This is a genomic window from Janthinobacterium sp. PAMC25594, from assembly GCF_019443505.1.
GTDB lineage: Bacteria > Pseudomonadota > Gammaproteobacteria > Burkholderiales > Burkholderiaceae_D > Janthinobacterium.
In genome coordinates this window covers 5,004,836-5,030,549 of sequence record NZ_CP080377.1, presented here as the reverse complement: position 1 = coordinate 5,030,549, position 25,714 = coordinate 5,004,836, and the positions used below count along the sequence as shown (strand labels likewise).

Below are 25,714 nucleotides of genomic sequence, written 5' to 3'. Positions count from 1 at the left end.
AAGTTTGCTGCCAGTTCCCTGTCTACCTGCGGGAACCACCATCTTCGAACCTGCCGACAACGCAAATCCGACACTGTTACGTTACTTACACCTCATCGGCCACGATCCGCGGGAAGCGCAGCAATTCCTGTCCACCGGCTGTTGCCAGCCGCCTCGGCAAAAATTCCTGCATCGACCGCGTTGGGAGCGAGAGCCTGGCGCGGCTTGCCAGCGTCTGCGAGCCTTGCCCGCAACGCCGAAAACGCCAGTTGGCCCTGGCTGCCGACACGATCCACCGCGCCGATCAAGAGCCTAACTTACTGAAAACAAATACTATTTACGAAACAGAACTAGCTTGCCAAAGCACACAATACTTAGCATTTAATTATAGCACGCGAAAAATGTTTTTCCAGTGCGCGCCATACCCTCAGAGCAAGATTAGCGATTCACCAACTCGGCATCGCGTTCGCGCTCCAACTCGCCTTGCTCCTGCGTGATTTCGCGGTAGCGTACACCAATTTTCTCGGATGGCAAACCCGACGCAAACAATTGCTGCAATTCCGCCTTCAAGGCATTCAATTTGATCTCGCGGATGGTGCTCACCAGCCACGACAATTCGCTGTCGTAATCGGATTCCGTGCCGGCCGCGATCTCGCCGATGATCTCGTCGTATTCGCTGCCCAGCTCCTTCAATTGCTGCGCCAGCGCGGCAAAACTGCCATGCTCGCCCAGCGCCTGGCCCACAGCCACCAGCTGCCCCAGGCTGTGGGCCGCATCCGGCCCCAGGTGCTGGAAAGCGGTCAGGGCGGCCTCGTCGATGCGCAGGCTCAGGGGCGGATGCGCCACCAGCATGCGCATGATCTTCAATTCCAGTCCCACGGGCACGGGGCGGCCCGATTTCGGCGGCGCGCGGCGCGCCACGGCAACGGGCTTCGCCAGCTCGAACAGGGCTTCGATCTCGGCCGGCGTGGATTGCGTCAGCTGCGCCAGGCCACGCACGATCTGCAGGCGCAGGGACGACGGCGCCATCAGTTGCAGCAGGGGCTTGGCGTCGAACTGCACGCGGGCGCGCCCTTCCGGTTCCGACAGATCATGCTCGCCCGACACTTCTTTCAGCAAGAATTGCGACAGCGGCATGGCTTCATGCACTTGCTGTTCAAAACCTTCGGTGCCGAATTCGCGGATATAGCTGTCCGGATCATGTTCCGACGGCAAGAACAGGAATTTGATCGTCTTGTTATCCGACACGTGGGCCAGGCTCGCCTCCAGCGCGCGGCGCGCGGCGCGGCGGCCGGCCTTGTCACCGTCGAAGCTGAAAATCACGTTATCGGTCTGGCGCAGCAGTTTTTGCACATGGGTGGGCGTGCACGCCGTGCCCAGGGTGGCCACCGCTTGCGGGAAACCCATCTGCGCCAGCGCCACTACGTCCATGTAACCTTCCGTCACCAGCACATAGCCGGCGTCGCGGATGGCCTGGCGCGCCTCGAACAGCCCATATAGTTCGAAACCCTTGGAAAACAAGGGGGTTTCCGGCGAGTTCAGGTATTTCGGTTCACCATGGTCGAGCACGCGGCCGCCAAAGGCGATGACCTGGCCCTTGGTATTTCGAATCGGAAACATGATGCGCTCGCGGAAACGGTCGTAGCGCTTGCGGTTATTACCCTCTTCATCGACCTTGTCGATCACGAGACCGGCCTCGGCCAGGGCCGTCACGTCGTAATCGGGGAAGACGGAACGTAAATTGTCCCAGCCGCCGGGCGCAAAACCCATGCCGAAGCGAGCGGCCACTTCGCCCGTCAAGCCCCGGTTCTTCAGGTAGGCGATGGCTTCCGGTGCGTGGCGCAGCTGGCCACGGTAGTAATCGCAGGCCTGCGTCATGGCGTCGGACAGGGCCATGCTTTGCGCCTGGATCTGCGCGCGCTGTGCCGGCGGGATCTTGTCATCCGCTTCCGGCACGACCATGCCCACGTTCTGCGCCAGGTCCTTGACGGCATCGACAAAGCCCATGCCCGAGTACTCGATCAGGAAGCCGATCGAGGTGCCATGCGCGCCACAGCCGAAGCAGTGATAGAACTGCTTGGTGGGGCTGACGGTAAAGCTCGGCGATTTTTCACTGTGGAACGGGCACAAGCCCATGAAATTGGCGCCACCTTTTTTCAGTTGCACATAGCGGCCCACGACATCGACGATATCGACGCGGTTGAGCAAATCGGAAATGAAGGATTGAGGTATCACTGGCTAGGGCGGGTCTTGTTATAGGTCAGACTATACTACCGCACGTGGCCGGAGGTTGAGCCAGGTCAACGTGTGGGCGATTTGAGCGGCTGCCAGCATGGGCCGGCAGCCGATTACTACTATTGCATGCTTACGCTGCCGGCGTCAGGGCTTTCTTGACCAGGGCGGAAACCACCGTCATGTCGGCGCGACCGGCCAGCTTCGGCTTGACGATGGCCATGACCTTGCCCATGTCTTGCGGACCGGCGGCGCCCGAGGCGGCCACGGCGGCAGCCACTTCAGCCGCCACTTCTTCATCCGACAGGCCGGCAGGCATGTAGCCCGCCAGGTGCACCAGCTCGGCTTTTTCGATGTCGGCCAGGTCGGCACGGCCACCCGCTTCGAACTGGGTGATCGAATCCTTGCGCTGCTTGATCATTTTTTCCACGATGGCCGTCACGTGGGCATCCGTCAATTCGATGTGCTCGTCGACTTCCTTGCGCTTGATTTCCGCCAGCAACAGGCGAATCGTGCCCAGCTTGCCCGCTTCCTTGGCGCGCATGGCGTTTTTCATGTCTTCGGTAATTTGTTCTTTCAAGCTCATGGCAATCCTCGTGTTGGTAAGTGGTAATGGGGCTCGATGCTCGTGGGCGCAGGCTAAGCAGGCGGCCACAAAAGCGAAAACCCGCTGCGGCGAACCGGAGCGGGTATGCGACTCATCTGAAGTATCACTCCAGGCGAATCAAAACAAAACCCGTGGCGAACAATGCGCCGAACTACCCGGGTTGGTTCTGACTGAACAGTCTTAGAATAATTTTTTCGGCAGTTGTTGGCTGCGGATGCGTTTGTAATGACGCTTTACAGCAGCTGCCAGCTTGCGCTTGCGCTCAGCTGTTGGCTTTTCGTAGAATTCGCGTGCGCGCAATTCGGTCAGCAGACCCGTTTTTTCGATGGTGCGTTTGAAGCGACGCATTGCGACTTCGAACGGCTCGTTTTCTTTAAGGCGAATAGTGGTCATGTAAAATTCAAACCGTTGAGGTGGTGTATAGGAAGAGATAGATAGTAGCAGCTTTTATTCGGAAAGGGAAGCCCCGCCCCCACTTGCGTGCGGCTTGTCGTCTGAGATTGCCGCCCGGTTGTGGCGTAAACCACGCATCCGGACGGCAGCATCGCTTAAACGGCCATCTTGCGGCGGCGCGCCATGAAACCCAGCAAACCCAGGCCAGCCAGCAGCATGGCATACGTGCCGGGTTCGGGCACGGCGCTGACATTCATGCTGACGCCGTCCAGGAAGGCCGAGGTATCGCGGGCATTGCCCGGATTGGTGCCGGCAAAGCTCAAGGTATGGCTGCCTGCGCCGATATTGAGCGCATTCACATTGAAGCTGGTCCAGCCCGTGTTGCTCACGCCATACTGGCCCAGCTGCGTGCCGTCCAGGCTGACCGTCACGGACTGGCCCTGGTCGTAACCAGGGCGCAGCGCCAGGTTGAAGGCGAAGGTGTAATTGGCCGCGCCCGCGCTGACGAAGCTTTGCGAGATCGACGCCGTGTTTTGCAGGAACGCAAAGGCGTTGCCTTCCTGCGCCACGCCATTCCAGGCCGTGTAGCTGGCCGACACGCCGGCGCCACCGGTGAAACTCCAGCCCGGCGCCACGTCGCCATAGACATAGCCGCCACCGACGGTATTGTTTTCAAAACCGCCATTGCTCAGCACGGGCGTGCTGGCAAAGGCGCTGGTGCTGAGCAAGGCAACTGCAGCGGCGGCGATCAGGCGTTTCATGATGACTCCAGGGTAATGTTTATTTAATTGCCATCAGACACAGAAAATGTCTGGAAGTCAATTTACATGCCAAGTATTCAACACCGTTTCATTGAAGTCAAGAAAATTATCACCTGTGGTCACAAACTGCGGCCACGCAACAACCAAGTATTACTGTAAGGCAATTCCTGCCGCCACGCCCGAGGCCCAGGCCCACTGGAAGTTATAGCCGCCCAGCCAGCCCGTCACATCGACCGCTTCGCCGATGAAATACAGGCCCGGCACCTTGTTGGCCATCATGGTCTGCTGCGACAACTCGCGCGTGTCGATGCCGCCCCGTGTCACTTCGGCCTTGCGGTAGCCTTCGGAACCGTTCGGCACGATGGACCAGGCATTGATGGCCTGCCCCAGCTTGCGCAGCTGCGCGTCGGGCATGTCGGCGATGCGCGCATCGGGCGCCAGACCATTGACGGCCAGCAAGCAGTCCGCCAGGCGCTGCGGCAGCCATTGCGCGACGATATTGCCCAGCTGCTTCTTCAGGGTGCCCTTGCCTTCGATCAGGGTCTGCGCCACGTCCACTTCCGGCAGCAGATTGATGACGATGGGCTCGCCCGGCAGCCAGTAGCTGGAAATTTGCAACATCGCCGGACCGGACAGGCCGCGATGGGTAAACAGCAAATCTTCGCGGAAACGCGCACCCGTTGCCTTGCGGCCTTTCAGGCTGCCCGTTTCCACATCCACTTCCAGCGCGATGCCGGACAGTTCCGCGAACGGCGCCCAGTTGTCCGCATCGAACGTCAGCGGCACCAGGGCCGGACGCGGCTCGACCATCATCAGATTGAACTGTTTGGCGATGCGGTAGGCAAAATCCGTGGCGCCGATCTTCGGGATCGACAGGCCGCCCGTGGCGATGACGATGCTGGCCGTCTCGATGTCGCCGCCATCGGTCTGCAGCACGAAGCCGCCATCATCTTGCTGGACAACATTGTCGATCTTGCACGGCATGCGCCAGTGCACGCCGCCAGCGGCGCACTCGTCTTTGAGCATGTCGATGATCTGCTCGGCCGATTCATTGCAGAATTGCTGGCCCTTGTGCTTTTCGTGGTAGCCGATGCGGTATTTTTTCACCAGCGCGAGGAAATCCTGCGGCGTGTAGCGCGACAGCGCGCTTTTGCAGAAATGCGGGTTTTCCGAAAGGAAATTTTGCGGGGTGGCGTTAATATTCGTGAAATTACACCGCCCACCACCCGAGATGCGGATCTTTTCGGCCAGCTTGGCCGCGTGATCGATCAACACCACGCGCTTGCCTTGCTGGGCGGCAACAGCCGCACACATCATGCCGGCCGCGCCCGCGCCGATCACTGCCACATCAAATTGTTTTGCCATAAGAATTCCGGTCACCGCTGATTACAAAGACGCCATTGTAAACTGCGGCGACGCGGCTAGCGCGGCCGTGCTGCAATCTGCCGCGATGCCATCAGGCATTGCTCCACCTGCTCGGCGATCGACGGCGGCACGGGCACCTCGCCGCGCAGCACGGCGGCGATCCAGGCGGCCGTGGTGGCCGCGTCGCGCTCGGCTGGCAAATGTGGCAACGCTTCCACCAGCAACTGCTTTTCCACCAGCACCGTGCGCTCGCTCCCGTGAAACCAGTCGATCTGCTGCGCCTTGTTGGCATTGGCCACCGTCTCGCCTTCCGTGCCGCGCATCAGGAAAGCGTCGCCGCGCGCGGGATCAGAAGCGGTCAGGAAATATTCACCGAGCATTTCCAGGTATTCCGGGTGCGTGTACGACACCAGGCGCAGGGCCGGCCCCGCGAACGGCTGCATGATTTTTACGAGGGTATGCGTGGAATTGCGCACGCCCAGCACGCGCCGCAGCGACAGCATGTACGCCAGGCGCGGCGCCAGTGATGCTATGGGCAGGAAGGCGACTTCCCCGCGCGCCATGGCGGCCTCGGCTTGCGCATGATCGGGCGAGGCAGGCACGCCCAGCGCGGCCAGCACTTCGGCCGTCGTGATGCGGCCCGGGTCGCTCGTCACGCCATGCACGAGCACGGGGGCGCCCGCACGCGCCAGCAGCAGCGCCAGCAAGGCCGTCAGATTGGCCATCTTGCGCGCGCCGTTGTAGCTGGGAATGATGATCGGGGCAAATTCACCGGCCGGCGCGGCCAGCGGGGCGAACGAGGCTTCGGCAGCGTCGAGGAAACCGGCGATCTCGTCCACGGACTCACCCTTGATGCGCATCGACAACAAAATGCCGCCCAACTCCAGGTCCGACACGCGGCCCTCAAGCATGGCGCGGTACAGGGCGCGGGCATCCATGCGCGTCATGCTGCGCGCGCCGTTCTTGCCGCGTCCTATTTCTTTGATGAAACGTGCAGCTGGAAATGGCTCACCGGCCACATCGGTATGGGAGATGGAAACAGTCGTCATGGCGCCAGCTTACACGGATTGGCGCCGATGCAACAGCCGGGCAAGCGGAAGCGGGGGTGTGGTGACCTAAGTAGGGCGTAATAAATTATTGTGATTTCTGACTTCCATAACCGGCACTCTGCGGCGTTGCCCGCTGCTAGCAGTGCTCGCACTGCGTCGCAGCGGGCGCCTTGCAGAGCATCCGGTTCTGTTTGTCATAACTTCATAATAATTTCCCACGACCTACTTAGGAAGCGGCCAGCCTGCCACAATAACAACTCATCCGCTGCCATTTGGCGGCCAGCCACGCCGCCAGGCCGCATTTCCGCTACACTATTGCCTCTTAAAGTACGCAATAGCGAAAGCCGAGCCAGAATCATGAATACGCCAGACATCGAAAATATCAACGTCACCTCCTTCGCGCCCATGCCGACACCGGCCGAACTGCACGCCAAACTGCCGCTGTCGGAGAGTGCCTTCGACACCGTCAGCCGCGGCCGCGAAGCGCTGCGCAACATCATCGACCGCAAGGACCAGCGCCTGTTCGTCGTCGTCGGCCCGTGCTCGATCCACGATCCCGTCGCCGGCCTCGATTACGCGCGCCGCCTGAAAGCGCTGCAAGAGGAAGTCAAGGACACGATGCTGCTGGTGATGCGCGTGTATTTCGAAAAACCGCGTACCACCACGGGCTGGAAAGGCTATATCAACGACCCGTACATGGACGATTCGTTCAAGGTCAACGAAGGCATGGAAAAGGCGCGCCAGTTCCTGCTCGACGTGTGCGAACTGGGCATGCCTACCGCCACCGAAGCGCTGGACCCGATCTCGCCGCAGTACCTGGGCGACCTGATCGCCTGGACCGCCATCGGCGCGCGCACCACCGAATCGCAGACGCACCGTGAAATGTCGTCCGGCCTGTCGACGCCAGTCGGTTTCAAGAACGGCACCGATGGCGACATCAGCATTGCGGTGAACGCGATCCTGTCGTCGGCGCACCCGCACTCCTTCCTGGGCATTAACGCCGAAGGCAATGTCGCCATCGTGCGCACGCGCGGCAACGCGTATGGCCACGTGGTGCTGCGCGGCGGCGACGGTCGTCCGAACTACGATTCGGTCTCGATCGCCATCGCCGAACAGGCACTGGCCAAGGCCAAGCTGCCGGCCAACCTGGTGGTCGACTGCTCGCACGCGAACAGCTATAAAAAGCCGGAACTGCAGCCACTGGTGATGGCCGACGTGGTCAACCAGATCCGCCAGGGCAACCGCTCGCTGGTGGGCGTGATGATCGAATCGAACATCGTCAGCGGCAACCAGAAGATCCCGCAAGACCTGTCGCAACTGACCTACGGCTGCTCCGTCACCGACGGCTGCATCGACTGGGACACGACGGCGACCATGCTGCGCGATGCGCATGCGCATTTGTTGAACCGCCCAAAATAATGCCGGCGATGTTGTCGGATTACGGCGCTTTGCGCCTAATCCGACCTACGAATTGAGCCGACACCACCACGAGGCATATCACGCCATCAGCACATGCGGCAGCACGGCGTACGATCCGGCCAGCGCCTGCTCGGCCTTGCTGGCCGGGATATTGAGTTCATTGACGTCCAGGTAGATGCGCCCGTCCAGAATGCGCACGGCGTATCGGCGCGCCAGGCCCTGCACGGGCGCCACCAGGCGGCCCGAATCGAGCTCGATGATCCAGCTGTTCTTCGGCCCCATCAGATTTTTCTCCATCAGCACCCCGTGCGCCAGCGGGCCGCCCAGGCAAGGCACCGTGTCGAGCAGCGCGTACACCGTGTCGTCCGCCGCGCGAAACAGCGCCACGCCCGGCAAATCCTGCCACGCCAGTCCCCGCTGCACCATGCGCGCGCCCGCCAGCGGCATGTCCTTCAGGCGGCAAATCATTTTCCATTGTTCCGGCATTGCTAGCTCCTTGAAAAAGGCACACGCCTGTCTAAGCAAGAGCGGTGCCAGTGCCGTTCCCGGCGCAAAGCAGCCAGAATCCCGTGCAAAACCGCCCCGCGCCGCACTGCGCAAGTGCACACTGCCGCCGAAATGGTGCGCCGGCCGCACGGTGTAGTGCCCTGCTTTCCTTTACAATGGCGGATTACTCCTCCCTATTTAGCACCTTCATGATTGTTCTTGGCGTCGAATCCTCCTGTGACGAAACCGGCCTGGCCTTGTACGACACGCAACGCGGCCTGCTGTCGCACGCCCTCTATTCGCAAGTCGCCATGCACGAGCAATATGGCGGCGTAGTACCGGAACTGGCGTCGCGCGACCATATCCGCCGCGCCATCCCGCTGCTGGAAGAAACGCTGGCCAAGGCCGGCATCACCCTGCCCGAGATCGACGCCATCGCCTACACGCAAGGTCCGGGTCTCGCCGGCGCGCTGCTGGTCGGTTCCTCCGTGGCCTGCAGCCTGGGCCTGGCCATCAACAAGCCGGTGCTGGGCATCCACCACCTGGAAGGCCATTTGCTGTCGCCATTGCTGGCGTCCGAGCCGCCGGAATTCCCGTTCATCGCGCTGCTGGTGTCGGGCGGCCATACGCAGCTGATGCGCGTCGATGGCGTGGGCCAGTACACCATGCTGGGCGAAACGCTCGACGATGCGGCCGGCGAAGCGTTCGACAAGTCGGCCAAGCTGCTGGGCCTCGGTTATCCGGGCGGCCCCGCCATTTCGCGCCTGGCCGAATTCGGCGACCCGCTGGCGTATAAACTGCCACGCCCGATGCTGCACTCGAAGGATTTCAATTTCAGTTTCTCCGGTTTGAAGACGGCCGTGCTGACGGTGGTGAAGAACCATGAAGAAAAAGTCATCGCGAATATCTGCGAACAGGACAAGGCGAACATCGCGCGCGGCTTCGTCGACGCCATCGTCGACGTGCTGACGGCCAAATGCGTGGCGGCCCTCAAGCACACAGGATTGAAACGCCTGGTGATCGCCGGCGGCGTGGGCGCCAACGCGCAGCTGCGCGCCTCGCTCAACGCGGCCGCCGTCAAGAAACGCTTCAAGGTGTATTACCCGGAGCTGGAATTCTGTACCGACAACGGCGCCATGATCGCCTTTGCCGGCGCCATGCGCCTGCAGATCAACCCGGACGCCGCCAAACACGATTACTCGTTCAATGTGCGCCCGCGCTGGCCGCTGGACGAAATCCGCGAAGTCTGATCACGCCAGCAGGAAGTTGCGCGTGCCCGCCAGGGCCGCGCCCTCTTCCACCGTCTCATCCTTCAAGTCCACGCCCGACAACTGCCTGGTAAATGCCTGCGACAGCAGGTAGTGCAGCCGGTAGGCAGCCGGCGCATACGCCAGCCCCTCGGGGCGCACGTTCGAGATGCAGTTGCGGCGCTCGTCCAGCAAGCCGACTTTCGGCGCCCAGGTCAGGTACAGGCCCAGGCCGTCCGGAGAACTCAAGCCTGGCCGCTCGCCGATCAGTACCAGCACGGCCCGCGCTTTTATCAATTCCCCCACCGCGTCGCCGATGGCCACCCTCCCCTGCGCCACGACGTACACCGGCGACAGCGTCCAGGCTTCCAGCGCCAGCCGTGCGCGCAGGGCGGCCAGGAACGGCGCCGCGTGGCGTTGTATCGCCAGCGCCGACAGGCCATCGGCCGCCACCAGCGCCAGGTCGACTCCCGTAGCACCGGCCACCAGCCGCGCGCGTGAAACGTCGTCGAGCCGGCGCCCCAGGTCGGGGCGCTGCAGATACTCGGCGCGCGTGATGGCGGCGCTGTGCAGCTGCACGCAGTCTTGCCCTTGCGCGGCCAAGTCGCGCGCCAGGGCCTCGCCATCGAGCGCCAGGTGCACGGCGTCGCGCGCCTGCGCGTGCGCCAGCTGGAACGCCAGCTGCGCGCTGGTCGGCACGCTCACGCCGCAGCGTCCCAGCGCGATGCGCGCCGCCGTATGCGCGCGCAGCGCCTGCCACGGTTTTCTCTCGTCCATGTATCCTCCCTAACCGTCCAGGCGCAGCAGGGCCGCCTGGAAGGCCGGCGCCAGCGCCGTGTTCAGGTTCCCCTGCGCATCCGTGATGTGCATGCGCGCCAGCCAGGCCGCGAATTCGGGCGCGGGGCGCAAACCCAGCACGCGGCGCGCATACAGGGCGTCGTGGAACGAGGTGCTCTGGTAGCCGAGCATGATGTCGTCCGCGCCCGGCACGCCCATGATGAAATTGCAGCCGGCCACGCCCAGCATGGTCAGCAAGGCGTCCATGTCGTCCTGGTCCGCTTCCGCGTGGTTGGTGTAGCACACGTCGCAGCCCATGGGCAGCCCCAGCAGCTTGGCGCAGAAATGGTCTTCCAGCCCCGCGCGCAGGATCTGCTTACCGTCGTACAGGTACTCGGGGCCGATGAAACCCACCACCGAATTGACCAGCAGCGGCTGATATGCGCGCGCCACCGCATACGCGCGCGCCTCGCACGTTTGCTGGTCCATGCCGTGGTGAGCGCCGGCCGACAGGGCGCTGCCCTGGCCCGTCTCGAAATACATGACGTTGTTGCCCAGCGTGCCGCGCCCCAGCGACAGGGCCGCCGCCTGTCCCTCGGCCAGCAGGGACAAGTCGATGCCGAAGCTGCGATTGGCCGCCTGCGTGCCCGCCACCGACTGGAACACCAGATCGACGGGCGCGCCGCGGCGGATCGCCTCGATCGTGTTGGTGATGTGCGTGAGCACGCACGACTGCGTGGGAATCTGATATTGGTCAATGACGGCGTCGAGCAGGTGCAGCAGCGACACCACCTGCGCCACATTGTCGGTGGCGGGATTGATGCCGATCACGGCATCGCCGCTGCCCAGCATCAGGCCGTCGAGCATCGACGCCGCGATGCCCGTGGCGTCGTCCGTCGGGTGGTTCGGCTGCAATCGCGTGGACAGGCGGCCGTCCAGGCCCAGGGTATTGCGGAAAGCCGTGACGACACGGCACTTGCGGGCCACCAGCACCAGGTCCTGCAGGCGCATGATTTTTGAGACGGCGGCCGCCATTTCCGGCGTGATGCCGGCTGCGGCCTCGGACAGCGCTCGCGTATCCGTCGCGTCGTCCAGCAGCCAGTCGCGAAAGTCGCCCACGCACAGGTGCGCGATGGGGGAAAACGCGGCGCGCTCATGGCTATCGATGATCAGCCGCGTGACTTCATCGTCTTCATACGGCACCAGCGCCTCGTTGAGGAACAGCGATAGCGGCACTTCCGCCAGCGCCAGCTGCGCCGCCACCCGTTCCCGCGCGCTGGCGGCCGCCACACCGGCCAGCACGTCGCCCGAACGCAGCGGCGTGGCCTTTGCCAGCAGCTCCTTCAAGCTGGCGAACTGGTAAACATGGCTGTCTATCGTATGGCTGAAGCGGGGCATGGTTCGGTTCCTCCAAGGCCCTCATCTTACGCCAACTTATAAACTGCGCAGCGCCCCTTCCAGTTGCGGATAGCGGAAGACAAAACCGTCGGCCAGCAGGCGGCGCGGGGCGACCCTTTGACCTTCCACCAGCAAGTCGGCCTGCTCGCCCAGCAAGGCGCGCATGACGAAGGCTGGGGTGGGCATGACGCTGGGGCGGTGCAGCACGGCGCCCGCCACCTGGGCAAAGCGGCGCTGTTCGATCGCTTCCGGCGCGCAGAAGTTGTACGCGCCATTCACGGCTCCCTGTTCGCTGCGGCGCGCCAGATGGGCGATGCCGCGGAGGACGTCGCGCACGTGCACCCACGTGACCCACTGCTTGCCGCCACCGAGCGGGCCGCCCACGCCGAAGCGGATCGGCAGCAGCATCTGCGGCAGCGAACCCTGGTGGCCGAAGACGAGGCCGAAGCGCATGCAGCCCACCTGCACGCCAAATTTCTCCGCCTGGCGCGCGGCCGCTTCCCATTCCTGGCACAGCTGCGACATGAAGATGGCTTGCGGCGCGCTCTCCTCCGTCAATTCCGCCGCGTCGCCCTGCGGCTGCACGCCGTAATAGCCGATGGCCGACGCCGACAGCAGCACGCGCGGCTTGTGCTGCGCGCGGGCGATCCACGCCACCAGTTCCTGCGTCAGCGCCACCCTGCTGCGGCGCAAGGCCGCCTTGCGCGCGTCCGTCCAGCGCTTGCCGACGATGCGCGCGCCGGCCAGGTTGACCACCATGTCGATGCGCCGCGCATCCGCCAATTCATCGAAGGACTGGATGCAGCGCACCTGGCCGTCGAAGGTCCACGCGGCCTGCTTCGGCTGGCGCGTCAGCACTGTCACCGCGTGGCCGTCGGCCAGCAGGGCGCTGACCAGTTGCTGGCCGATGAAACCCGTGGCGCCCGTCACCAGCACGGATTGCGGCGCGGCGGCAAAGCGCAGGTGCTCTTCTTGCTCTGCCGTCTCTTGCACCTTGCGCCGTCCCAGCTGCCACACGGCGTACGCGTCGCGCAGGCCGGACAGGCCCACGCCCACGCCGCACAGGGCCAGGAAGACGCTGAGCCAGCCATACGGCTGCCACACGAGGGCCGTCGGCAGGCTCGCCCACTGGCTGCTGTTCAGGGCCAGCAGCGCGATGAAGGCGCCCGCGTTGATCGCCAGCACCGTGTGCGTGACCCGCTCCGTGGCGGGCAAGAGACGGGTCTGGTCCTCGACGACGAAGTCCCACAGGGTCAGCACGATTTCCACGCCAAACACGATCACCAGCACCCAGGCCCAGGCGCCATGCCATTCCCAGGCCGCCAGACCGACAAACAGCAGGCTGTAGATCAGCGCGCGCGTGGCGTGGATGGTCAGCTCCAGGCGCGCCGAGGCCTTTTGCGGCAGCGCTTCCGTGATTTCATGGTGGTAGATGGTGTCGAAGGCGCCCAGGCAGCCTTGCGCCGCCATCAGTTGCAGGGCCAGCAGATGCGTATTCATGGTGTCTCCTTGTGTAGGGCGGGCGCGGCGCTTTCGCGGAACACGCCGACCTGGGTAAACGTGGTGCCGAACAGGGCGTGGCGGATCTCGATGCGGATGTTGAACTGCTGCGGCGTGTCATTGCGGTGGCACAGATAGGTCTTGCCGGGCGTGAGCACGCCGGGCAGCGGCATCCGCCAGCCGAAAAGATCGAGAAAATAGCCGTCGCTGGTGAAGTGCAGGTTGCCATCCTCGACGTGCAACAGCAGCTTCATGCCCAGGCCCATGCCCACGTATTCGAGCACTTCGCCTTTTGCGCTTTCGGCCATGTAGGACGTGAAGCGGATCGGCGCGCGGCCATGCAGGCGGTAAGTGCGCTGCTTGAAGATGAAGGGGCAAGCGGGACGCGAATAGACTTCGATATCCACGGGGAAGTCATGATCGTCATACGGGATCAAGGCGCCATCGATGAAGGGGCGCGTCAGCCATCCCAGGACCTTGCCCAGGCGCGAGCTGGTGAGTTCACTGAGTTCGCCCCGGTAGTACAGGGGCTGGCCCGGCGCGGGATTTTTCTCGAAGCGGCGGCGGATATCCGGGTGCAGGGTGAGCCACTGCGCGCCCATCACCTTCCTGAACAGCTCTCCTTCGGACGGGCCGTTCATGATTTGCCGCGCTTGCCTGGTTTTTCTTCCGGGCTGAGGAACTTGGCCACCTTGCCGCCCATGGACAGCATGCGCTGCAGGGTCGCCGGCGGCAGGTTTTTATAGTCGCTGTAGGTGGCGCTGAGCATTTCCAGGAAGGCCAGCACTTCGCCCATGCGCGCCAGCGTTTCCGGCGGTATCGCCGCATCGTGTTCGCCCTCGATCGCGCATTCGCGCAGCACTGTCAGGGTGGGATCGATCTCGCGCCGCTTGCGCTCTTCCATGATGCCCCTGAAGATTTCCCACACATCCTGCAGGGCGACGAAATGGTCGCGCCGGTCGCCCATCACGTGCGTGATGCGCGCCAGGCCCCAGCTTTGCAATTCCTTCAGGCTGTTGCTGACATTCGAGCGGGCCACGTTCAGGCTGGCCGCGATGTCTTCCGCCGTCAAGGGTTCGTTGGCCAGGAACAGCAGTGCGTGGATCTGCGCCACGGTGCGGTTGACGCCCCAGCGGGTGCCCATCTCGCCCCAGTGCAGAATGTACTTCTGCGTCGTCGGACTCAGTTCCATGATTTTCTCTTATTTCTGTCGTTACAGAAATGTAAGACGAAACAGAATCCCAGTCAAGCGCGATTCGTCAGGACTGTGCCGGCGGCTGGCCCATGGCGCGCAGGAAGGCTTGCTGCGAGGCGTGCAGCTGGCCATAACCAAGTTCGCGGTAGACGAGGCCGTGGCGCGGCGCCAGCTCGGCGATGATGGACGCCAGCGCCGGGTAGTGGCGGTGGTTCCAGGTGGGGAACAGGTGGTGCGTGAGGTGCAGATTCAGGCCGCCGAGCCAGTAGCCGAGCCAGCGCAGGCGCCGCGGTTGCGGCGTCCAGTCGCAGGCCGTATAAAACGTGTGCTGGTACCAGTCGTGCGGCAGGGTGCCGTCCTGGCCCGGCTGGAAAAACTCCACTTCGGCCCAGTGCGTGCCGAGGATCAGCGCCACCAGCGCGCACGAGGCGAGCATCTGGCCCACGAAATACGCGCCCAGCACCACGCCCCAGCCGATGCCATGCTGCTGCAGCACCCACATGGGCAGCGCCAGCACCAGCGCCACGTGGCCCAGCTTCCAGCCCAGGAAAGACAGCCAGCCGCGCCAGCCCTGCAGGCGGCTGCGCGCGGCCACGGGCGTCTTGCCGAAGCGGTCCAGCCAGTCGCCATACCAGTTCAGATACGGCAGCGACAGGGCCGCCACCACGGGCCAGTACAGGTATTGATAGCGGTACTGGGGCGACCAGCGTTGGAACGGCGTCTGGCGCAAAAACGGATTCGGTTCCGTGTCGAGGTCATAGCCTTCCACGTTGGCATACGTGTGATGGAAGTGCACGTGGCGGATGGTCCAGAAATCCGTGTCCACGCCCACGGGCAAGCCCACCAGACGGATCAGCATGCGGTTCAGGCGTCCCTGACGGAAGACGGCGCTGTGGGCCGCATCGTGCAGGGTATTCATGGCCAGCACCATGGCCGCGACCAGGCAGGCGACATAGCTGGCGACAAACGGCCAGGTGCTGTCGGCGTTCAAGGCCAGCGCGTACAGCCCCACCGTCAGCACGGCCAGGAACACGGCTTTCGCATGCAGGCGCAGGTCGCCAAAGCGGTGTTTTCCCTCGCTGGCGAGGTAGGCATCGGCACGCGCGCGCAGTTCGCGGCGGAAGGCCGAATCGCGGGCTGGCTGGAAGCGCAGCGGCGGCAAAGGAGGCACAGGCGTCACGCGCGCGTCCCCGCAGTAGCCGGCCACCACAGGCGGCGCGCGCCATCGAGGCCGTGCGCCAGCAGCGCGGCCAAAAACACCATGCCCCACGCATCGCGGGGGCCATACCAGCCCAGATACAGGGCCGGCATGGCCAGCGCGATGGCGACCCAGGCGATGGCGCCCCAGCGCCGTGCATCGGACAGGCCGCCCAGCGCCAGCGTGCCGCCAAAAATCAGGGCGAACAGGATGGCCTGCTGCGCGCCGGCCAGCGCCGCTTCGTGGTTGACGTAATAGATCACCAGGCCAAACAAAATCACGCCGCCGCTACCGATGAACAGTTCGGGCACCTCGAAAGTGCCGCGCGACTGCCAGTGGGGAAAGCGCGCGCGCAGCCACTTGAACAGTTTGCCGTTGCTGGCCAACAGGGGGTTATGCGTGGGTGTCATGCCCTTCACGCCATAGCGCATTTCCACGCCATCGAGTTCGGGCTGGAAGCTGCCGAACAGCCTGTCCCACAGCAGCAGGGTGCCACCGAAATTGCGGTTGATGTAGCGCTTGTCGGTGCCGTGGTGCACGCGGTGGTGCGAGGGCGTGACCATGAACTTGTCCAGGATGCCGGACTTGTTCACCAGCGCATTGTGGTTATACAACTGCACCGTGTAATGCAGCGACGAGACGACGAGGAAGATTTCCAGCGGCACGCCCAGCACGGCCAGGATGGCGATGAACGGGAAATTCGTCAGCGACGAATACCAGGAATTGCGCACGCCCAGCGACAGGTTGAAATGCTCGCCCTGGTGATGCACCACGTGCACGGCCCACAGCAAAGGGATTTTGTGGTGCAGCCGGTGCATCCAGTAAAAGCACAGGTCCCAGGCAAAAAAAGCGAACACCCATTGCGCCACCACGGGCCACTGGTCGACGATGTGCAGGTTCACATGGCGCAGCAGCAGGGCAAACGCGGCCACTTCCACGCCGCGGAATACCCACATCAGGATATGGCCGGAATTGAGGTTGAAAATCACGTCTTTCCACGGCACGGGGGTCTTGCGCACCCATTTCAGGATCAGCAGTTCGGCCAGCACGAAGGCCAGCATGACAAGGAAAGACAGGGCAAAGGGGTTCATCATGATGCGGTTTCAGTGGAAATGGCGCGGCGAGCCGTCCAGAATACCTGCATTTTCGCCAACATGCCGCCCGCCACGCCCACGCCCAGGCCGGCGGCCAGGTCGATGCTCACGTGCCGGCGCAGCGCGATGATGGCGTAGCAGATGGCCACGCCCAGCAGCACGACCAGTGCGGAGCGCAGCAGGTGGCGTTTGTCGCACAAGGCCCACACACATAATAATGTCAGGGCGCCGTGCAGCGAGGGCAGGCAGTTTTGCGTGGAGTCCGCCGACTGCAGCATGCGCAGCGCCTGCGTGCTCCAGGCACTGCCGTCACCCACGGGCGGATACGCAAGCGTGGTCGGGTACAGCAGGAAGACCACGCCGCAAGCCAGCGCGGAAAGCGCCATGGCGCGCGCCAGCCAGCGCACTCTCGCCGCATCGGCCGCCAGGTAGGCGTACGGGATCAGGATGAAGAAGGACAGATACAGCCAGATGGCGGCATCCGTGTAGGGAATGGCGCGGTCCAGCGCCGTTTCCGGCAAGAGTACCCCCTGCCCTTGCAGCACATCGCTGGAAAAATACACGAGGCCGACGCTGCCCCAGCCGGCCAGCAGGTGCAGCAGGCGGCAAGGTAAAGTCATGGAAGAAGGGTTCATGCGCTCGCAAGGCGCCGGATGCGGCGCCGTTTCATGGTGGGGTCAAAGGGAGGCAGTTCGCCGCTCACCGTCCAGGCCAGGCCGTCGACGGCCACGCCCAGGCCGCGCAGCACCGTTGCCAGGTGATCGCGCAAGGCGGCCAGGCCGGCGGCGTCGAGGGACGCATGCAGCTGCAAGGCGCTGTCGCCCTGCTGCACCAGGCGGTAATCGGCGTCCGCCGGCAAGGCTTGCGCGAACGCGCGCGTCAGCACGTCGGCAAACACGGCGACGGGGGCGCCGCCGCGCACGGACGGTAGCAGCAGAAGGTCGTCGCAGCGCCCTTCGATGCCATCGATGGCGCGCGTGGCGCGGCCGCACGGGCATGGCGTGGCGCGCGCGATCAAAATATCGTCGAGGCGGTAGCGCACGATGGGCTGCGTCATGCGCGTGAAGTCCGTAATCACGGGCACGAAACGACGCTCTTCAGCGTCGAGCCATTGCGGTTCGATGTGCACGTATTCCTCGTTCAGGTGCAGCACACCGTGTTCGCAGCTGCTGGCAAGAAAACCCTCGGTGGCCTGGTAGATTTCATGCACGGCGCCGAACGCCTGCACGATCAGCGCGCGGTCCTGCGCTTCCAGCACTTCGGCCACCGAGATGACTTTTTTAGGCGCCAGCGCCAGGCTGCCATCGATGACGCGCAAGGCCAGCTGGCGCAGCACCTGGGCCGGCGCGACGATGACGGAAGGTTGATAGCGCGCCAGCTGCGCGCACAGGCTGTCGAACGGTGCGAACAGGTCGTAGAAGGAAAACGTGAGCCACGGCGAACGCACGGCCGTGTACAGATTGCTGTTCGCGCGCAGGAACAGGGCAACTCTTTCGCCGGAAAACAGGCCGTCAGGCAGCGCCTTGGCCAGCATCACGCCCGCCCATTGGGCCTTTTCGCGGGGGCTGACGGTAAATACGGCGCGCCGCGACGAGGTGCCCGACGACAGGCCCACCGTGATGTCGCCCACGGCGGGCGTAAAGTCGCGGCTATGCTCGGCCGCCATGGCCGCGTCCATCGCCTGCGCCAAGGTGACGCCCTCGGTGTTCATGGCGTCGAAATGCTCGAGCATCAGCGCCTTGTTCATGGTGGGCCACTGTGCCAGCGGCAGCGCGCGATAGGGAGCGAAATAGCGGCTGCGCGCGCACAGCACATCGATGAAACGCGCCAGCTGCTTGTGCTGGTAGGCGTCCAGCTGCGCGCGGCTTGTGAAACGCAGGCGGCGCGTGCGCCAGTACGACAGCAACAGCCAGAAAATTCGCTTCACGGGTGGCCCGCCACCGGCAAATAATCGTTGCTGTCTTCATGCGTGATGCGGATCTGCGCATTGCCCGACTGGTGCAACTGGTGCAGCCGCTTCAGGGTGGCGTAATACGGCGCGCGCTTGTGCTGGATGAGGAAGGACAGTTCCGACGGCCCGCGCAGCTGCTGAAAACTTTCCGGCACCCAGGCCGCGTCCGACGCCAGCAAGGTCCAGCCGCCATCCTGCAGCACGAAGGCACCCAGATGACCGACCGCGTGGCCGGGCAAGTCGACGATGTAGATTTCGCCCGTGCCGCTGACGTCGCGCCCGTGCGTGAATGGCAGCAGGGCTGCCGGCAAGGCCGTCTCGGGCACACTTTCGACGAAATCGAGGCGGTCGGCAATATCATTCGGCAGCAGCTCGGGCACGAAAGCCTGGCGCACGGCGGCCACGCCGGATAATCCCCGCACGGCGTCCCAGCCCGTTTTGGAAGCCATCAGCCGCGCGCCGGGAAAGTCGCGCAGGCCGGCGATATGGTCGGCGTGGAAGTGCGACAGCAGCAGGGTGTGGATGTCGCCGGGCGCCACGCCCTGCGCGCGCAACTGTCCCTGCAGCGATTCATTGTCGTCAAACGAAATCGGCGTCACCCACGCATACAGGCGGTACACGCCTTTCGACGTGGCGGCGCGGAAGTGCTCGGCGTAACCGGTGTCCCACAGGTACAGGCCCGCGCGCGTTTCGATCAGGTAGGCGCGCGAGGGGAAGCAGCGGCTGGCCAGCCCGCTGCCTTTCAAGACCATGCAAGAGGGATGCGTGCAATGGCCGACGCGAAACGCGGTGATGCTAGCCATTGCGCTCCTTGCCCACCTTGTGCGCCGCCGCTTCCTGGCGCATCCACTGCGCCGTCAGGGCGATGCCTTCCTGCAGGCTGACGATGGGACGGTAGCCGAGCACCTTGCGCGCCTTGGCGTTATCGAGCGTCATGTCGAAACTGAGCGCGCCGATGCTGTAGGGCGTGAGCGACGGTTCGCGGCGCGTAAAACGCGAAGCGAACTGCATCAGGCGCGCCGCCAGCGCCAGCACGCGATAGGGCACGCTGACGATCCGGAACGGCTGCTGCAGGTGCTCGCAAAACAAGGTACGCAAAATGTCGCACAGGCGCGCCGGTTCGCCATTCGTGATGTTGAAGGCGGCGCCAGACTGCACGGTCTTGTGCACGGTGGCCAGCCACATCGCATGCACGACGTTGTCGACATAGGTGACGTCGATGGTGACCGCGCCGCCGTTGGGCAGCGGCAGCTTGCCGCCGCGCTGTTCCAGCACGCGCGCCAGGCGCGGGATCAGCACCTGGTCGTGCGGGCCGAAGATGGCGCGCGGGCGCAGGATCACGCACGTCATGCCGCGATGGCGGTCGACCGACTCCTGCACCAGCTTTTCCGCCATCGCCTTGGAGCGCGCATAGGCGTTGACGAAAGCGTCGGGGCGGAAGGTTTCCGGCACGTCGTAGCGGTTGCGGTAATCGAAATACATGGCCGGCGTGGAGATGTGCACGAAGCGCGCCACGTGCTGGCTGGCGGCCGCGCGCAGCAGCTGGCCCGTGGCCGTGACGTTGGCGGCGATGAAGTCGCGCTCGGCGCCCCAGGGCGAAGACAGCGCGGCGCAGTGCCAGACGGTGTCCATACCGCGCACCAGCTCATCGACCTGGCGCGGCGATGCCTGTGCCAGATCGAGCGGCACGAATTGCGCGCCCATGCGCTCCAGTTCGCGGCCCACGGCAGCGTTGCGGCCCGTGGCGCGCACTTCCACGCCCTGCGCCAGCAGGGTGCGCACGGCATTGCGCCCCAAGCCCCCCGTCGCTCCCGTGACCAGTATCCGCCTCATCACACCACCTTCACAGGTCAAGAATCATGCCGCCGATGGTCAGGCCTGCGGCCGTGCCCATCATCAGCAAACGCTGGCCTGCCACGGCCCGCCCCGTCATCACCGCCTCGTGCAGAGCGGTGGGCAAGGAGGCGGCCACCTGGTTACCGTGCGTTTCAAAGATCTTGATGATTTTAGCATCGGGAACGTCGAGGATGCGCGCCGCATGCGCGAGCCCCAGCGGGCTGGCCTGGTGCGGCACGACCACATCGACTTTCTCCAAGCCGGCGCCCGATTCCTGCATGAGTTCCGCGAGGAAATCCGGCATCACCTTGACGGCCAGGCGGAACACGGCCTTGCCATCCATGCGGAACAGGTAATCGCCCGGTTCGCAGCCGTTGCGCGGATTGCGCTCGGTGCCGCCGCCGCGGATTTCGCAGTAGCGCCGCCCTTCCGGATACGTGCCCATCTTGTAGGCGCGGATGCCGGCGCTGCCGTCACCGCGCTCGACGATGACGGCGGCGGCGCCGTCGCCAAAGATCATCGACGCTTCCGGCTCGCTCCAGTCGACGCCGCGCGAAGCGAGGTCGGAGGAAACGATGGCGATGCGCCGGTAGGCGCCGCCGGCCAGCATCGAGGCGGCCACGCGGAAAGCGGCCATGAAACTGAGGCAGCTGGCATTGACGTCGAAGCTTTGCGTACCGGGCGGCAAGCCCGCGTGTTCGGCAACGAAGCAGGCCGTGTTCGGCAACGCTTGCTCGGGCACGCCGCAGGCGCAGATCAGCAGATCGATATCGGCCGGACGCAGGCTGGCGTTCTTCAGCGCGTCGAGCAGGGCGGCGGCGCCCAGCTGGCTTTGCGATTCATCGGGCGCGGCGACAAAGCGCGACAGCACGCCGCTCTTGCGCAGGGTGTAGCCAGCCGGATGGCCCAATTTCAGGTCCAGGCTGGCGGAGGTGACGCTGTGCGAGGGCACGGCTTTGCCCGTCGCGATCAGGCGAACTGGAATCATGTTTGCCTTTATGTAAATGTAAGTTAAATGCGAAAAAACACGGTTAATGGAGGCCGCTCAATCGAGTACCAGCGGCGGCAGCTTGACGCCGCAACTCTTGCAGAAACTGGCATCGTCATCGAGCCCTTCTTTCAGGCACGTGGGACAGGTACGCGTGGTGACCAGCTTGGAACTGCGCTGTACCGTCATTTCGGCACTGATAATGCCGGTAGGCACTGCCAGGATCCCCCAGCCGAGCAGCATCATCAGCGAAGCGATGGTGCGCCCGATGTCGGTGCGCGGCGTGATATCGCCGAAACCCACCGTGGTCATGGTGCTGATGGCCCAGTATATCGACGTCGGAATACTGCTAAAGCCGTTATCCGGCCCTTCCACGACATACATCACAGTACCCAACAGAAAGACCACCATCATGACAAAAGACAAGAAAATGAGGATCTTGCGCCGGCTGGCCAGCAAGGCCCGCCCCAGCACCGTGTATTCATGCACATAGGACGTGAGCTTGAGGATACGGAACATGCGCAGCAGGCGCAAAATGCGCACGTCGATCAGCACGTGCGCGCCCGGCAACAGCAAGCCGATGTAGGTCGGCACGATGGCCAGCAAGTCGATCACGCCGAAAAAACTCTTGGCGTAGCGCACCGGATGCTGCAGGCACGCCAGGCGGGCACAATATTCGATGGTAAACAAAATGGTGAAGAACCATTCCAGCGCCGTGAGCCAGGTGCCATAGCGCTCGGCCATGGAGGCGACACTGCTGAGCACGACCACCGTCACGCTGATCAGGATGGCGGCGATCAGCAACAGGTCGAAGGCGCGGCCCGTGCGTGTTTCCGCCTCGAAAATGACGGTGTACACTTGCTCGCGCCAGCCCCGCTCGGGCTTGCCAAATTTTTGCTGCGTTTCCTGTGCCGCCAATTGCTGCGGCGTCAAGGGTGCCGCGCCGCTCTTCGTCGCGGCTTTCATGTGGGTAGTGTGCTCATATATTATTATTGTATAGATAATTTACAAAGCACGGCGACACGCACGGTTGCGCTACAGCTTTCACTACAACAACACTACGACAGCTTTTTCGCCAGCAACACGGCATTACGCCGGTCGCGTTCGGCTTGCACGATGTCCGTCGTGCGCGCTTCCGAGATGCCCACCGTGTGCAGCACGGTGGCCGTCAGTTGCAGCGCCGACTCCAGCGCCTCGGGCACGACCAGGGTGGCGCCCGCCTGGATCAGGGCCACCGCATGCGCCTCGTCGCGGGCGCGCGCATACACGGGCAGCTGCGGATATTCACGGCGGATCGATTTCACGGCATGCAGCACGGAGGCCGCGTGGTCCATGGTCAGCACCACGGCGGCAGCCCGGTCCGCATTGACTTTTTGCAACAGTTCCGCGCGCGACGCATCGCCGAAATACACGGGAAAACCGCGCGGATGCAGGGTCGTCACCAGGCGCGCATCATTCTCGATCGCCACATACGCGATATCCTGTTCCGTCAGCACCTTGGCCAGCAACTGCCCCACGCGGCCAAAACCGGCGATGATGACGGTGCTGCCCTGCGGCGGCGGCGCGCCGTGCGCCAGGTCGGCCAGCTGATGGTGGTGGCGCTTTTCCCACCAGTTGCCGAACGCGCGCGCCGCCTTGGCCAGCGCCGGCGTGGCGAACAGGCTCAGGCCCACCACCAGCATGACGAACTGCGCCACCTGCGGGCCGATCAATTTCGTGCCCAGCGCATACGCGACGACGATGAAGGCGAATTCGCCGCCCTGCCCCAGCAGCACGCCCGTTTCCACGGCGCGCCCCCAGTGAAAGCCGCCGATGCGAAAAATCACGCTGATGACCAGGGTTTTCAGCGCAAACAGGCTCAGCACGGCCAAGGGGATCAAAATTGGCGACTTGAGGATTTCGCGCACGTCGATCTGCATGCCCACCGACATGAAGAACAGACCCATCAGCAAACCTTTGAAGGGCTCGATCGTCACTTCCACTTCGTGGCGAAATTCCGTCTCCGCCAGCAGCAAGCCGGCCAGCAAGGCGCCCAGCGCCATCGACAGGCCCGCCAGATACGTCAATCCCGCGATGCCCAGGGTGCTGAGCAAGGTCAGGGCCATGAACACGTCAGGCTGGCGTTTCTTGACGAAAAACTGGAACAGCGGACGGATCACGCGGCGCCCCAGCAGATAGATCAGCAGAATGGCGCCCGCCGATTTCACGGCCGCAAAGCTGAGCAGATACGCCAGGTCGTCGCTGCGCCCGCTGGCGAACACGTCGATCAGGATGAACAGCGGCACCACCATCAGATCCTGGAACATCAAAATGGAAAAGCCCGCCTGTCCGCTTGGGGTCTGCAGCGAGCGCTGGTCGGTCAGCAGTTGCATCACCACGGCCGTGGACGACAGCGACAGCACCAGGCCCAGCACGATGGACGCTTCCAGCGACAGGCCGAAGTAATACGCGACGCCGCCGATCAGGCAGGCGCTGACGGCCACCTGCCCCACGCCCGCGCCGAATACCCAGCGCCGCAGCGCCCACAGCCGTTCCGTCGACAGTTCCAGGCCGATCATGAACATCAAAAACATCACGCCCAGCTCGGCCAGTCCGCTGACTTGCTCGGCACGCACGAACGAGAAATACGTCAGCCACGTGAAATCACCGGCCCACAGGCCGAAGCCGAACGGGCCGAACAGGCAGCCGACGGCCAGGAAACCAAGCACCTGGTTGACTTTCAGGCGTTGCAATAGCGGAATAAAAATCCCGGCCAGGGCGAGAAACAGCAGGGTTTCCCGCAAATACGGTAAGGCGTGTTGCTCTTCCAAAATAGTCCTAACTAAATATCATTCTTGCTGAATTGGTAGTGTCGCATGCTGGGCCACGGCGAAGCAGACCCACACGCGATATTTTTTCCTAAGAGCAACACATCCGTTCTCTATTTCGGCGGCGCCAGCATATCGGCACGGGGGCGGTCCCAGCCCGGCACGTAGGCGGGACACGGGCGGCTGCGGAACTGCTGCAGTTCCACGGTGGTGAAATTGGGCAGCATGCCGGGATTGAAGCGCACGTCCGTCAGCTTGTCCGCATGCAAGCGGGGCATGCGGGCAAAGCGGAACCAGGCGTCGGCATAGCAATTGTCCGCCTGCAAGGTGCGCAAGGCGGCCAAGCTACCTGCCGCCTGCGCGGAGACGGCGATGCCGGGCGCCAGTTGCTGTTCCCGCTTGCCCGTCTCGGCCAGCCCGGCCGGGCAGGCAGCGGGCGCCAGCGAGGCGGGCAGCAGGCTCAGGGTGCCGCGCCGCAGGGTGTACACGTCTGTCTTGCTGTCGAGCGACACATAGATCCAGCACAATGGATTACTGGGAAACGCCGTCATCGCCACATCCCACACGCGCGTGCCGGGGTCCAGGCGCTGCACGGCCGCCTCGATGCGGCCGCGGCCGATGGACGAGGCCACGCCCTGCGTGCCGATGAAAGTGGCCGCCAGCGCGAAAGCCAGCAGCAGCGCTCCCCGCCCCCGCTCGCCGGCCCGCCCTTGCAGCACGGCCAGCACCACGCCCAGCCCCAGCAGAACCGCCAGCGAAGCCGGCGCCAGGTAGGTTTTATAAGTGAAGAAGCACAAAGCCGCCGCCAGCGCGGCCAGCAGCACGCCTTTGACGATGCCGTAGCGCAAGGACATGATCACGGGCACGCCCAGCAGCACCCAGAACATGGGTTCGACAATGAAGGCCATGTCGCCATACAGCCAGCGGCTGTCAAATGGATAAAACGGGTGCAAGCCATAGGAATTGAGGAAATCCATGCCCATGTGCAAGCAAAATCCCAGCAGCAGACAGGCCGCCAGGCCGATGCGGGCGGGCACGCTTTCCTTCAGCAGCCGGCGCGCGCCGGGCCATAGCAGCCACAGCAGGGCCAGCAACAGCAGCGCCTGCGGCAAGGCCAGCAGCAAGGTATGCGTATGGCCACGGTGGTGCAGCATGTAGCCAAACGGGCGCGGCAGCAGCCTGGTCAGCACCAGGTCCAGGTCGGGCGCATTGCTGGCAAACCAGGCCGTAAACAGAAACAGCGCACGCCGGGTGCGCTGGGCGGGGGCTTGCGGCTCGGGCGGCAGGCTGCGATGTAGCAGTTCACCGACCCCGAGGCCGATGACCGAATGCGTAATATTATCCATCGGGCAATTTTACAGGATGCGGCCACCCCAAGAGCAAAGGCTGGGGTCGTACCCTCAGGGTACGACCCCGGATTCTGCCATTGGGT

The 25,714-nt window shown here is 63.8% G+C and carries 24 protein-coding genes; 2 read left to right on the top strand and 22 right to left on the bottom strand.

The window, feature by feature from the left end; genetic code table 11:
- Positions 1-417: 417 nt before the first annotated feature.
- From dnaG to ybiB, 6 genes are all read right to left on the bottom strand, one after another.
- Positions 418-2,214, bottom strand: coding sequence for a DNA primase (gene dnaG / locus KY494_RS22585; protein ID WP_096237713.1), 1,797 nt, complete (start codon positions 2,212-2,214; stop codon positions 418-420).
- 130 nt (positions 2,215-2,344) lie between these two features.
- Positions 2,345-2,797 carry a GatB/YqeY domain-containing protein gene (locus KY494_RS22580; RefSeq protein ID WP_219888311.1) on the bottom strand — a complete coding sequence of 151 codons (453 nt, stop codon included), beginning with the start codon at positions 2,795-2,797 and terminating at the stop codon, positions 2,345-2,347.
- A gap of 201 nt (positions 2,798-2,998) precedes the next feature.
- Complete coding sequence (gene rpsU / locus KY494_RS22575) at positions 2,999-3,211, bottom strand: 30S ribosomal protein S21 (RefSeq protein ID WP_008451879.1); 213 nt, start codon at positions 3,209-3,211, stop codon at positions 2,999-3,001.
- Between the two features lie 155 nt (positions 3,212-3,366).
- A complete protein-coding gene (locus KY494_RS22570; RefSeq protein ID WP_219888310.1) occupies positions 3,367-3,972 on the bottom strand; it encodes an FxDxF family PEP-CTERM protein in 606 nt (201 codons plus the stop codon).
- Between the two features lie 150 nt (positions 3,973-4,122).
- Positions 4,123-5,337: an NAD(P)/FAD-dependent oxidoreductase gene (locus tag KY494_RS22565; RefSeq protein ID WP_219888309.1), complete on the bottom strand. Its 1,215-nt coding sequence runs from the start codon at positions 5,335-5,337 to the stop codon at positions 4,123-4,125.
- Between the two features lie 56 nt (positions 5,338-5,393).
- Positions 5,394-6,386, bottom strand: a complete 993-nt coding sequence (ybiB, locus tag KY494_RS22560) for a DNA-binding protein YbiB (RefSeq protein ID WP_219888308.1) — start codon at positions 6,384-6,386, stop codon at positions 5,394-5,396.
- A 357-nt stretch (positions 6,387-6,743) separates the two neighbouring features.
- Between ybiB and KY494_RS22555 the strand changes: the two genes are divergently transcribed.
- Positions 6,744-7,805: a 3-deoxy-7-phosphoheptulonate synthase gene (locus KY494_RS22555; protein ID WP_219888307.1), complete on the top strand. Its 1,062-nt coding sequence runs from the start codon at positions 6,744-6,746 to the stop codon at positions 7,803-7,805.
- Positions 7,806-7,883: 78 nt separating this feature from the next.
- On the opposite strand, the gene KY494_RS22550 is transcribed toward KY494_RS22555, so the two are convergent.
- A complete protein-coding gene (locus KY494_RS22550) occupies positions 7,884-8,291 on the bottom strand; it encodes a nitrite reductase (NAD(P)H) small subunit (protein WP_219888306.1) in 408 nt (135 codons plus the stop codon).
- A 209-nt stretch (positions 8,292-8,500) separates the two neighbouring features.
- On the opposite strand from KY494_RS22550, the gene tsaD reads away from it, so the two are divergent.
- Positions 8,501-9,541, top strand: coding sequence for a tRNA (adenosine(37)-N6)-threonylcarbamoyltransferase complex transferase subunit TsaD (tsaD, locus tag KY494_RS22545; protein WP_219888305.1), 1,041 nt, complete (start codon positions 8,501-8,503; stop codon positions 9,539-9,541).
- Here tsaD and eutC read toward each other — a convergent pair whose 3' ends face one another.
- The 15 genes from eutC to KY494_RS22470 all read right to left on the bottom strand — a co-directional run bounded on the left by eutC (position 9,542) and on the right by KY494_RS22470 (position 25,628).
- Positions 9,542-10,315 carry an ethanolamine ammonia-lyase subunit EutC gene (gene eutC, locus KY494_RS22540; protein WP_219888304.1) on the bottom strand — a complete coding sequence of 258 codons (774 nt, stop codon included), beginning with the start codon at positions 10,313-10,315 and terminating at the stop codon, positions 9,542-9,544. It lies immediately after the preceding gene.
- 9 nt (positions 10,316-10,324) lie between these two features.
- Positions 10,325-11,713, bottom strand: a complete 1,389-nt coding sequence (locus KY494_RS22535) for an ethanolamine ammonia-lyase subunit EutB (RefSeq protein WP_219888303.1) — start codon at positions 11,711-11,713, stop codon at positions 10,325-10,327.
- Between the two features lie 36 nt (positions 11,714-11,749).
- On the bottom strand, positions 11,750-13,213 hold the full coding sequence (locus KY494_RS22530; RefSeq protein ID WP_219888302.1) for a TIGR01777 family oxidoreductase: 1,464 nt from the start codon (positions 13,211-13,213) through the stop codon (positions 11,750-11,752).
- Positions 13,210-13,854, bottom strand: coding sequence for a DUF4166 domain-containing protein (locus tag KY494_RS22525; RefSeq protein ID WP_219888301.1), 645 nt, complete (start codon positions 13,852-13,854; stop codon positions 13,210-13,212). The genes KY494_RS22530 and KY494_RS22525 overlap by 4 nt, the downstream gene beginning before the upstream one ends.
- The gene (locus KY494_RS22520; RefSeq protein WP_219888300.1) at positions 13,851-14,405 is read right to left on the bottom strand and encodes a GbsR/MarR family transcriptional regulator; all 555 of its coding nucleotides are present in this window, start codon (positions 14,403-14,405) and stop codon (positions 13,851-13,853) included. Before KY494_RS22520 ends, KY494_RS22525 begins: the two co-directional genes overlap by 4 nt.
- Positions 14,406-14,472: 67 nt before the next feature.
- A complete protein-coding gene (locus tag KY494_RS22515) occupies positions 14,473-15,588 on the bottom strand; it encodes an acyl-CoA desaturase (protein WP_258194369.1) in 1,116 nt (371 codons plus the stop codon).
- Positions 15,585-16,700, bottom strand: a complete 1,116-nt coding sequence (locus tag KY494_RS22510) for a sterol desaturase family protein (protein ID WP_219888298.1) — start codon at positions 16,698-16,700, stop codon at positions 15,585-15,587. The genes KY494_RS22515 and KY494_RS22510 overlap by 4 nt, the downstream gene beginning before the upstream one ends.
- Positions 16,697-17,320 (bottom strand): phosphatase PAP2 family protein, encoded by a 624-nt coding sequence (locus KY494_RS22505; RefSeq protein WP_258194367.1) that lies wholly within the window; start codon positions 17,318-17,320, stop codon positions 16,697-16,699. Before KY494_RS22505 ends, KY494_RS22510 begins: the two co-directional genes overlap by 4 nt.
- An 11-nt stretch (positions 17,321-17,331) precedes the next feature.
- Positions 17,332-18,627, bottom strand: coding sequence for a F390 synthetase-related protein (locus KY494_RS22500; RefSeq protein WP_219888296.1), 1,296 nt, complete (start codon positions 18,625-18,627; stop codon positions 17,332-17,334).
- Positions 18,624-19,454 carry an MBL fold metallo-hydrolase gene (locus KY494_RS22495; RefSeq protein WP_219888295.1) on the bottom strand — a complete coding sequence of 277 codons (831 nt, stop codon included), beginning with the start codon at positions 19,452-19,454 and terminating at the stop codon, positions 18,624-18,626. Before KY494_RS22495 ends, KY494_RS22500 begins: the two co-directional genes overlap by 4 nt.
- A complete protein-coding gene (locus KY494_RS22490) occupies positions 19,447-20,484 on the bottom strand; it encodes an NAD(P)-dependent oxidoreductase (protein WP_219888294.1) in 1,038 nt (345 codons plus the stop codon). Before KY494_RS22490 ends, KY494_RS22495 begins: the two co-directional genes overlap by 8 nt.
- A 10-nt stretch (positions 20,485-20,494) precedes the next feature.
- The gene (locus KY494_RS22485) at positions 20,495-21,475 is read right to left on the bottom strand and encodes a 3-oxoacyl-[acyl-carrier-protein] synthase III C-terminal domain-containing protein (RefSeq protein WP_219132845.1); all 981 of its coding nucleotides are present in this window, start codon (positions 21,473-21,475) and stop codon (positions 20,495-20,497) included.
- Positions 21,476-21,532: 57 nt separating this feature from the next.
- Positions 21,533-22,441, bottom strand: coding sequence for an ion transporter (locus KY494_RS22480; RefSeq protein ID WP_219132844.1), 909 nt, complete (start codon positions 22,439-22,441; stop codon positions 21,533-21,535).
- Positions 22,442-22,533: 92 nt separating this feature from the next.
- Entirely contained in the window at positions 22,534-24,285 is a 1,752-nt protein-coding gene (locus KY494_RS22475) for a cation:proton antiporter (RefSeq protein WP_219132843.1), read from the bottom strand.
- Positions 24,286-24,395: 110 nt separating this feature from the next.
- On the bottom strand, positions 24,396-25,628 hold the full coding sequence (locus tag KY494_RS22470; RefSeq protein WP_219888293.1) for a metal-dependent hydrolase: 1,233 nt from the start codon (positions 25,626-25,628) through the stop codon (positions 24,396-24,398).
- Between the last annotated feature and the right edge of the window lie 86 nt (positions 25,629-25,714).

Coding starts and splice junctions, on each gene's coding strand:
- KY494_RS22490 (WP_219888294.1), bottom strand. CDS start 20,484: ATGAGGCGGATACTGGTCACGGGAGCGACGGGGGGCTTGGGGCGCAAT.
- eutC (WP_219888304.1), bottom strand. CDS start 10,315: ATGGACGAGAGAAAACCGTGGCAGGCGCTGCGCGCGCATACGGCGGCG.
- KY494_RS22530 (WP_219888302.1), bottom strand. CDS start 13,213: ATGAATACGCATCTGCTGGCCCTGCAACTGATGGCGGCGCAAGGCTGC.
- KY494_RS22485 (WP_219132845.1), bottom strand. CDS start 21,475: ATGATTCCAGTTCGCCTGATCGCGACGGGCAAAGCCGTGCCCTCGCAC.
- ybiB (WP_219888308.1), bottom strand. CDS start 6,386: ATGACGACTGTTTCCATCTCCCATACCGATGTGGCCGGTGAGCCATTT.
- KY494_RS22510 (WP_219888298.1), bottom strand. CDS start 16,700: ATGATGAACCCCTTTGCCCTGTCTTTCCTTGTCATGCTGGCCTTCGTG.
- KY494_RS22505 (WP_258194367.1), bottom strand. CDS start 17,320: ATGACTTTACCTTGCCGCCTGCTGCACCTGCTGGCCGGCTGGGGCAGC.
- KY494_RS22480 (WP_219132844.1), bottom strand. CDS start 22,441: ATGAAAGCCGCGACGAAGAGCGGCGCGGCACCCTTGACGCCGCAGCAA.
- KY494_RS22520 (WP_219888300.1), bottom strand. CDS start 14,405: ATGGAACTGAGTCCGACGACGCAGAAGTACATTCTGCACTGGGGCGAG.
- tsaD (WP_219888305.1), top strand. CDS start 8,501: ATGATTGTTCTTGGCGTCGAATCCTCCTGTGACGAAACCGGCCTGGCC.
- rpsU (WP_008451879.1), bottom strand. CDS start 3,211: ATGACCACTATTCGCCTTAAAGAAAACGAGCCGTTCGAAGTCGCAATG.
- KY494_RS22495 (WP_219888295.1), bottom strand. CDS start 19,454: ATGGCTAGCATCACCGCGTTTCGCGTCGGCCATTGCACGCATCCCTCT.
- KY494_RS22550 (WP_219888306.1), bottom strand. CDS start 8,291: ATGCCGGAACAATGGAAAATGATTTGCCGCCTGAAGGACATGCCGCTG.
- KY494_RS22565 (WP_219888309.1), bottom strand. CDS start 5,337: ATGGCAAAACAATTTGATGTGGCAGTGATCGGCGCGGGCGCGGCCGGC.
- KY494_RS22555 (WP_219888307.1), top strand. CDS start 6,744: ATGAATACGCCAGACATCGAAAATATCAACGTCACCTCCTTCGCGCCC.
- KY494_RS22570 (WP_219888310.1), bottom strand. CDS start 3,972: ATGAAACGCCTGATCGCCGCCGCTGCAGTTGCCTTGCTCAGCACCAGC.
- KY494_RS22535 (WP_219888303.1), bottom strand. CDS start 11,713: ATGCCCCGCTTCAGCCATACGATAGACAGCCATGTTTACCAGTTCGCC.
- KY494_RS22580 (WP_219888311.1), bottom strand. CDS start 2,797: ATGAGCTTGAAAGAACAAATTACCGAAGACATGAAAAACGCCATGCGC.
- KY494_RS22525 (WP_219888301.1), bottom strand. CDS start 13,854: ATGAACGGCCCGTCCGAAGGAGAGCTGTTCAGGAAGGTGATGGGCGCG.
- KY494_RS22470 (WP_219888293.1), bottom strand. CDS start 25,628: ATGGATAATATTACGCATTCGGTCATCGGCCTCGGGGTCGGTGAACTG.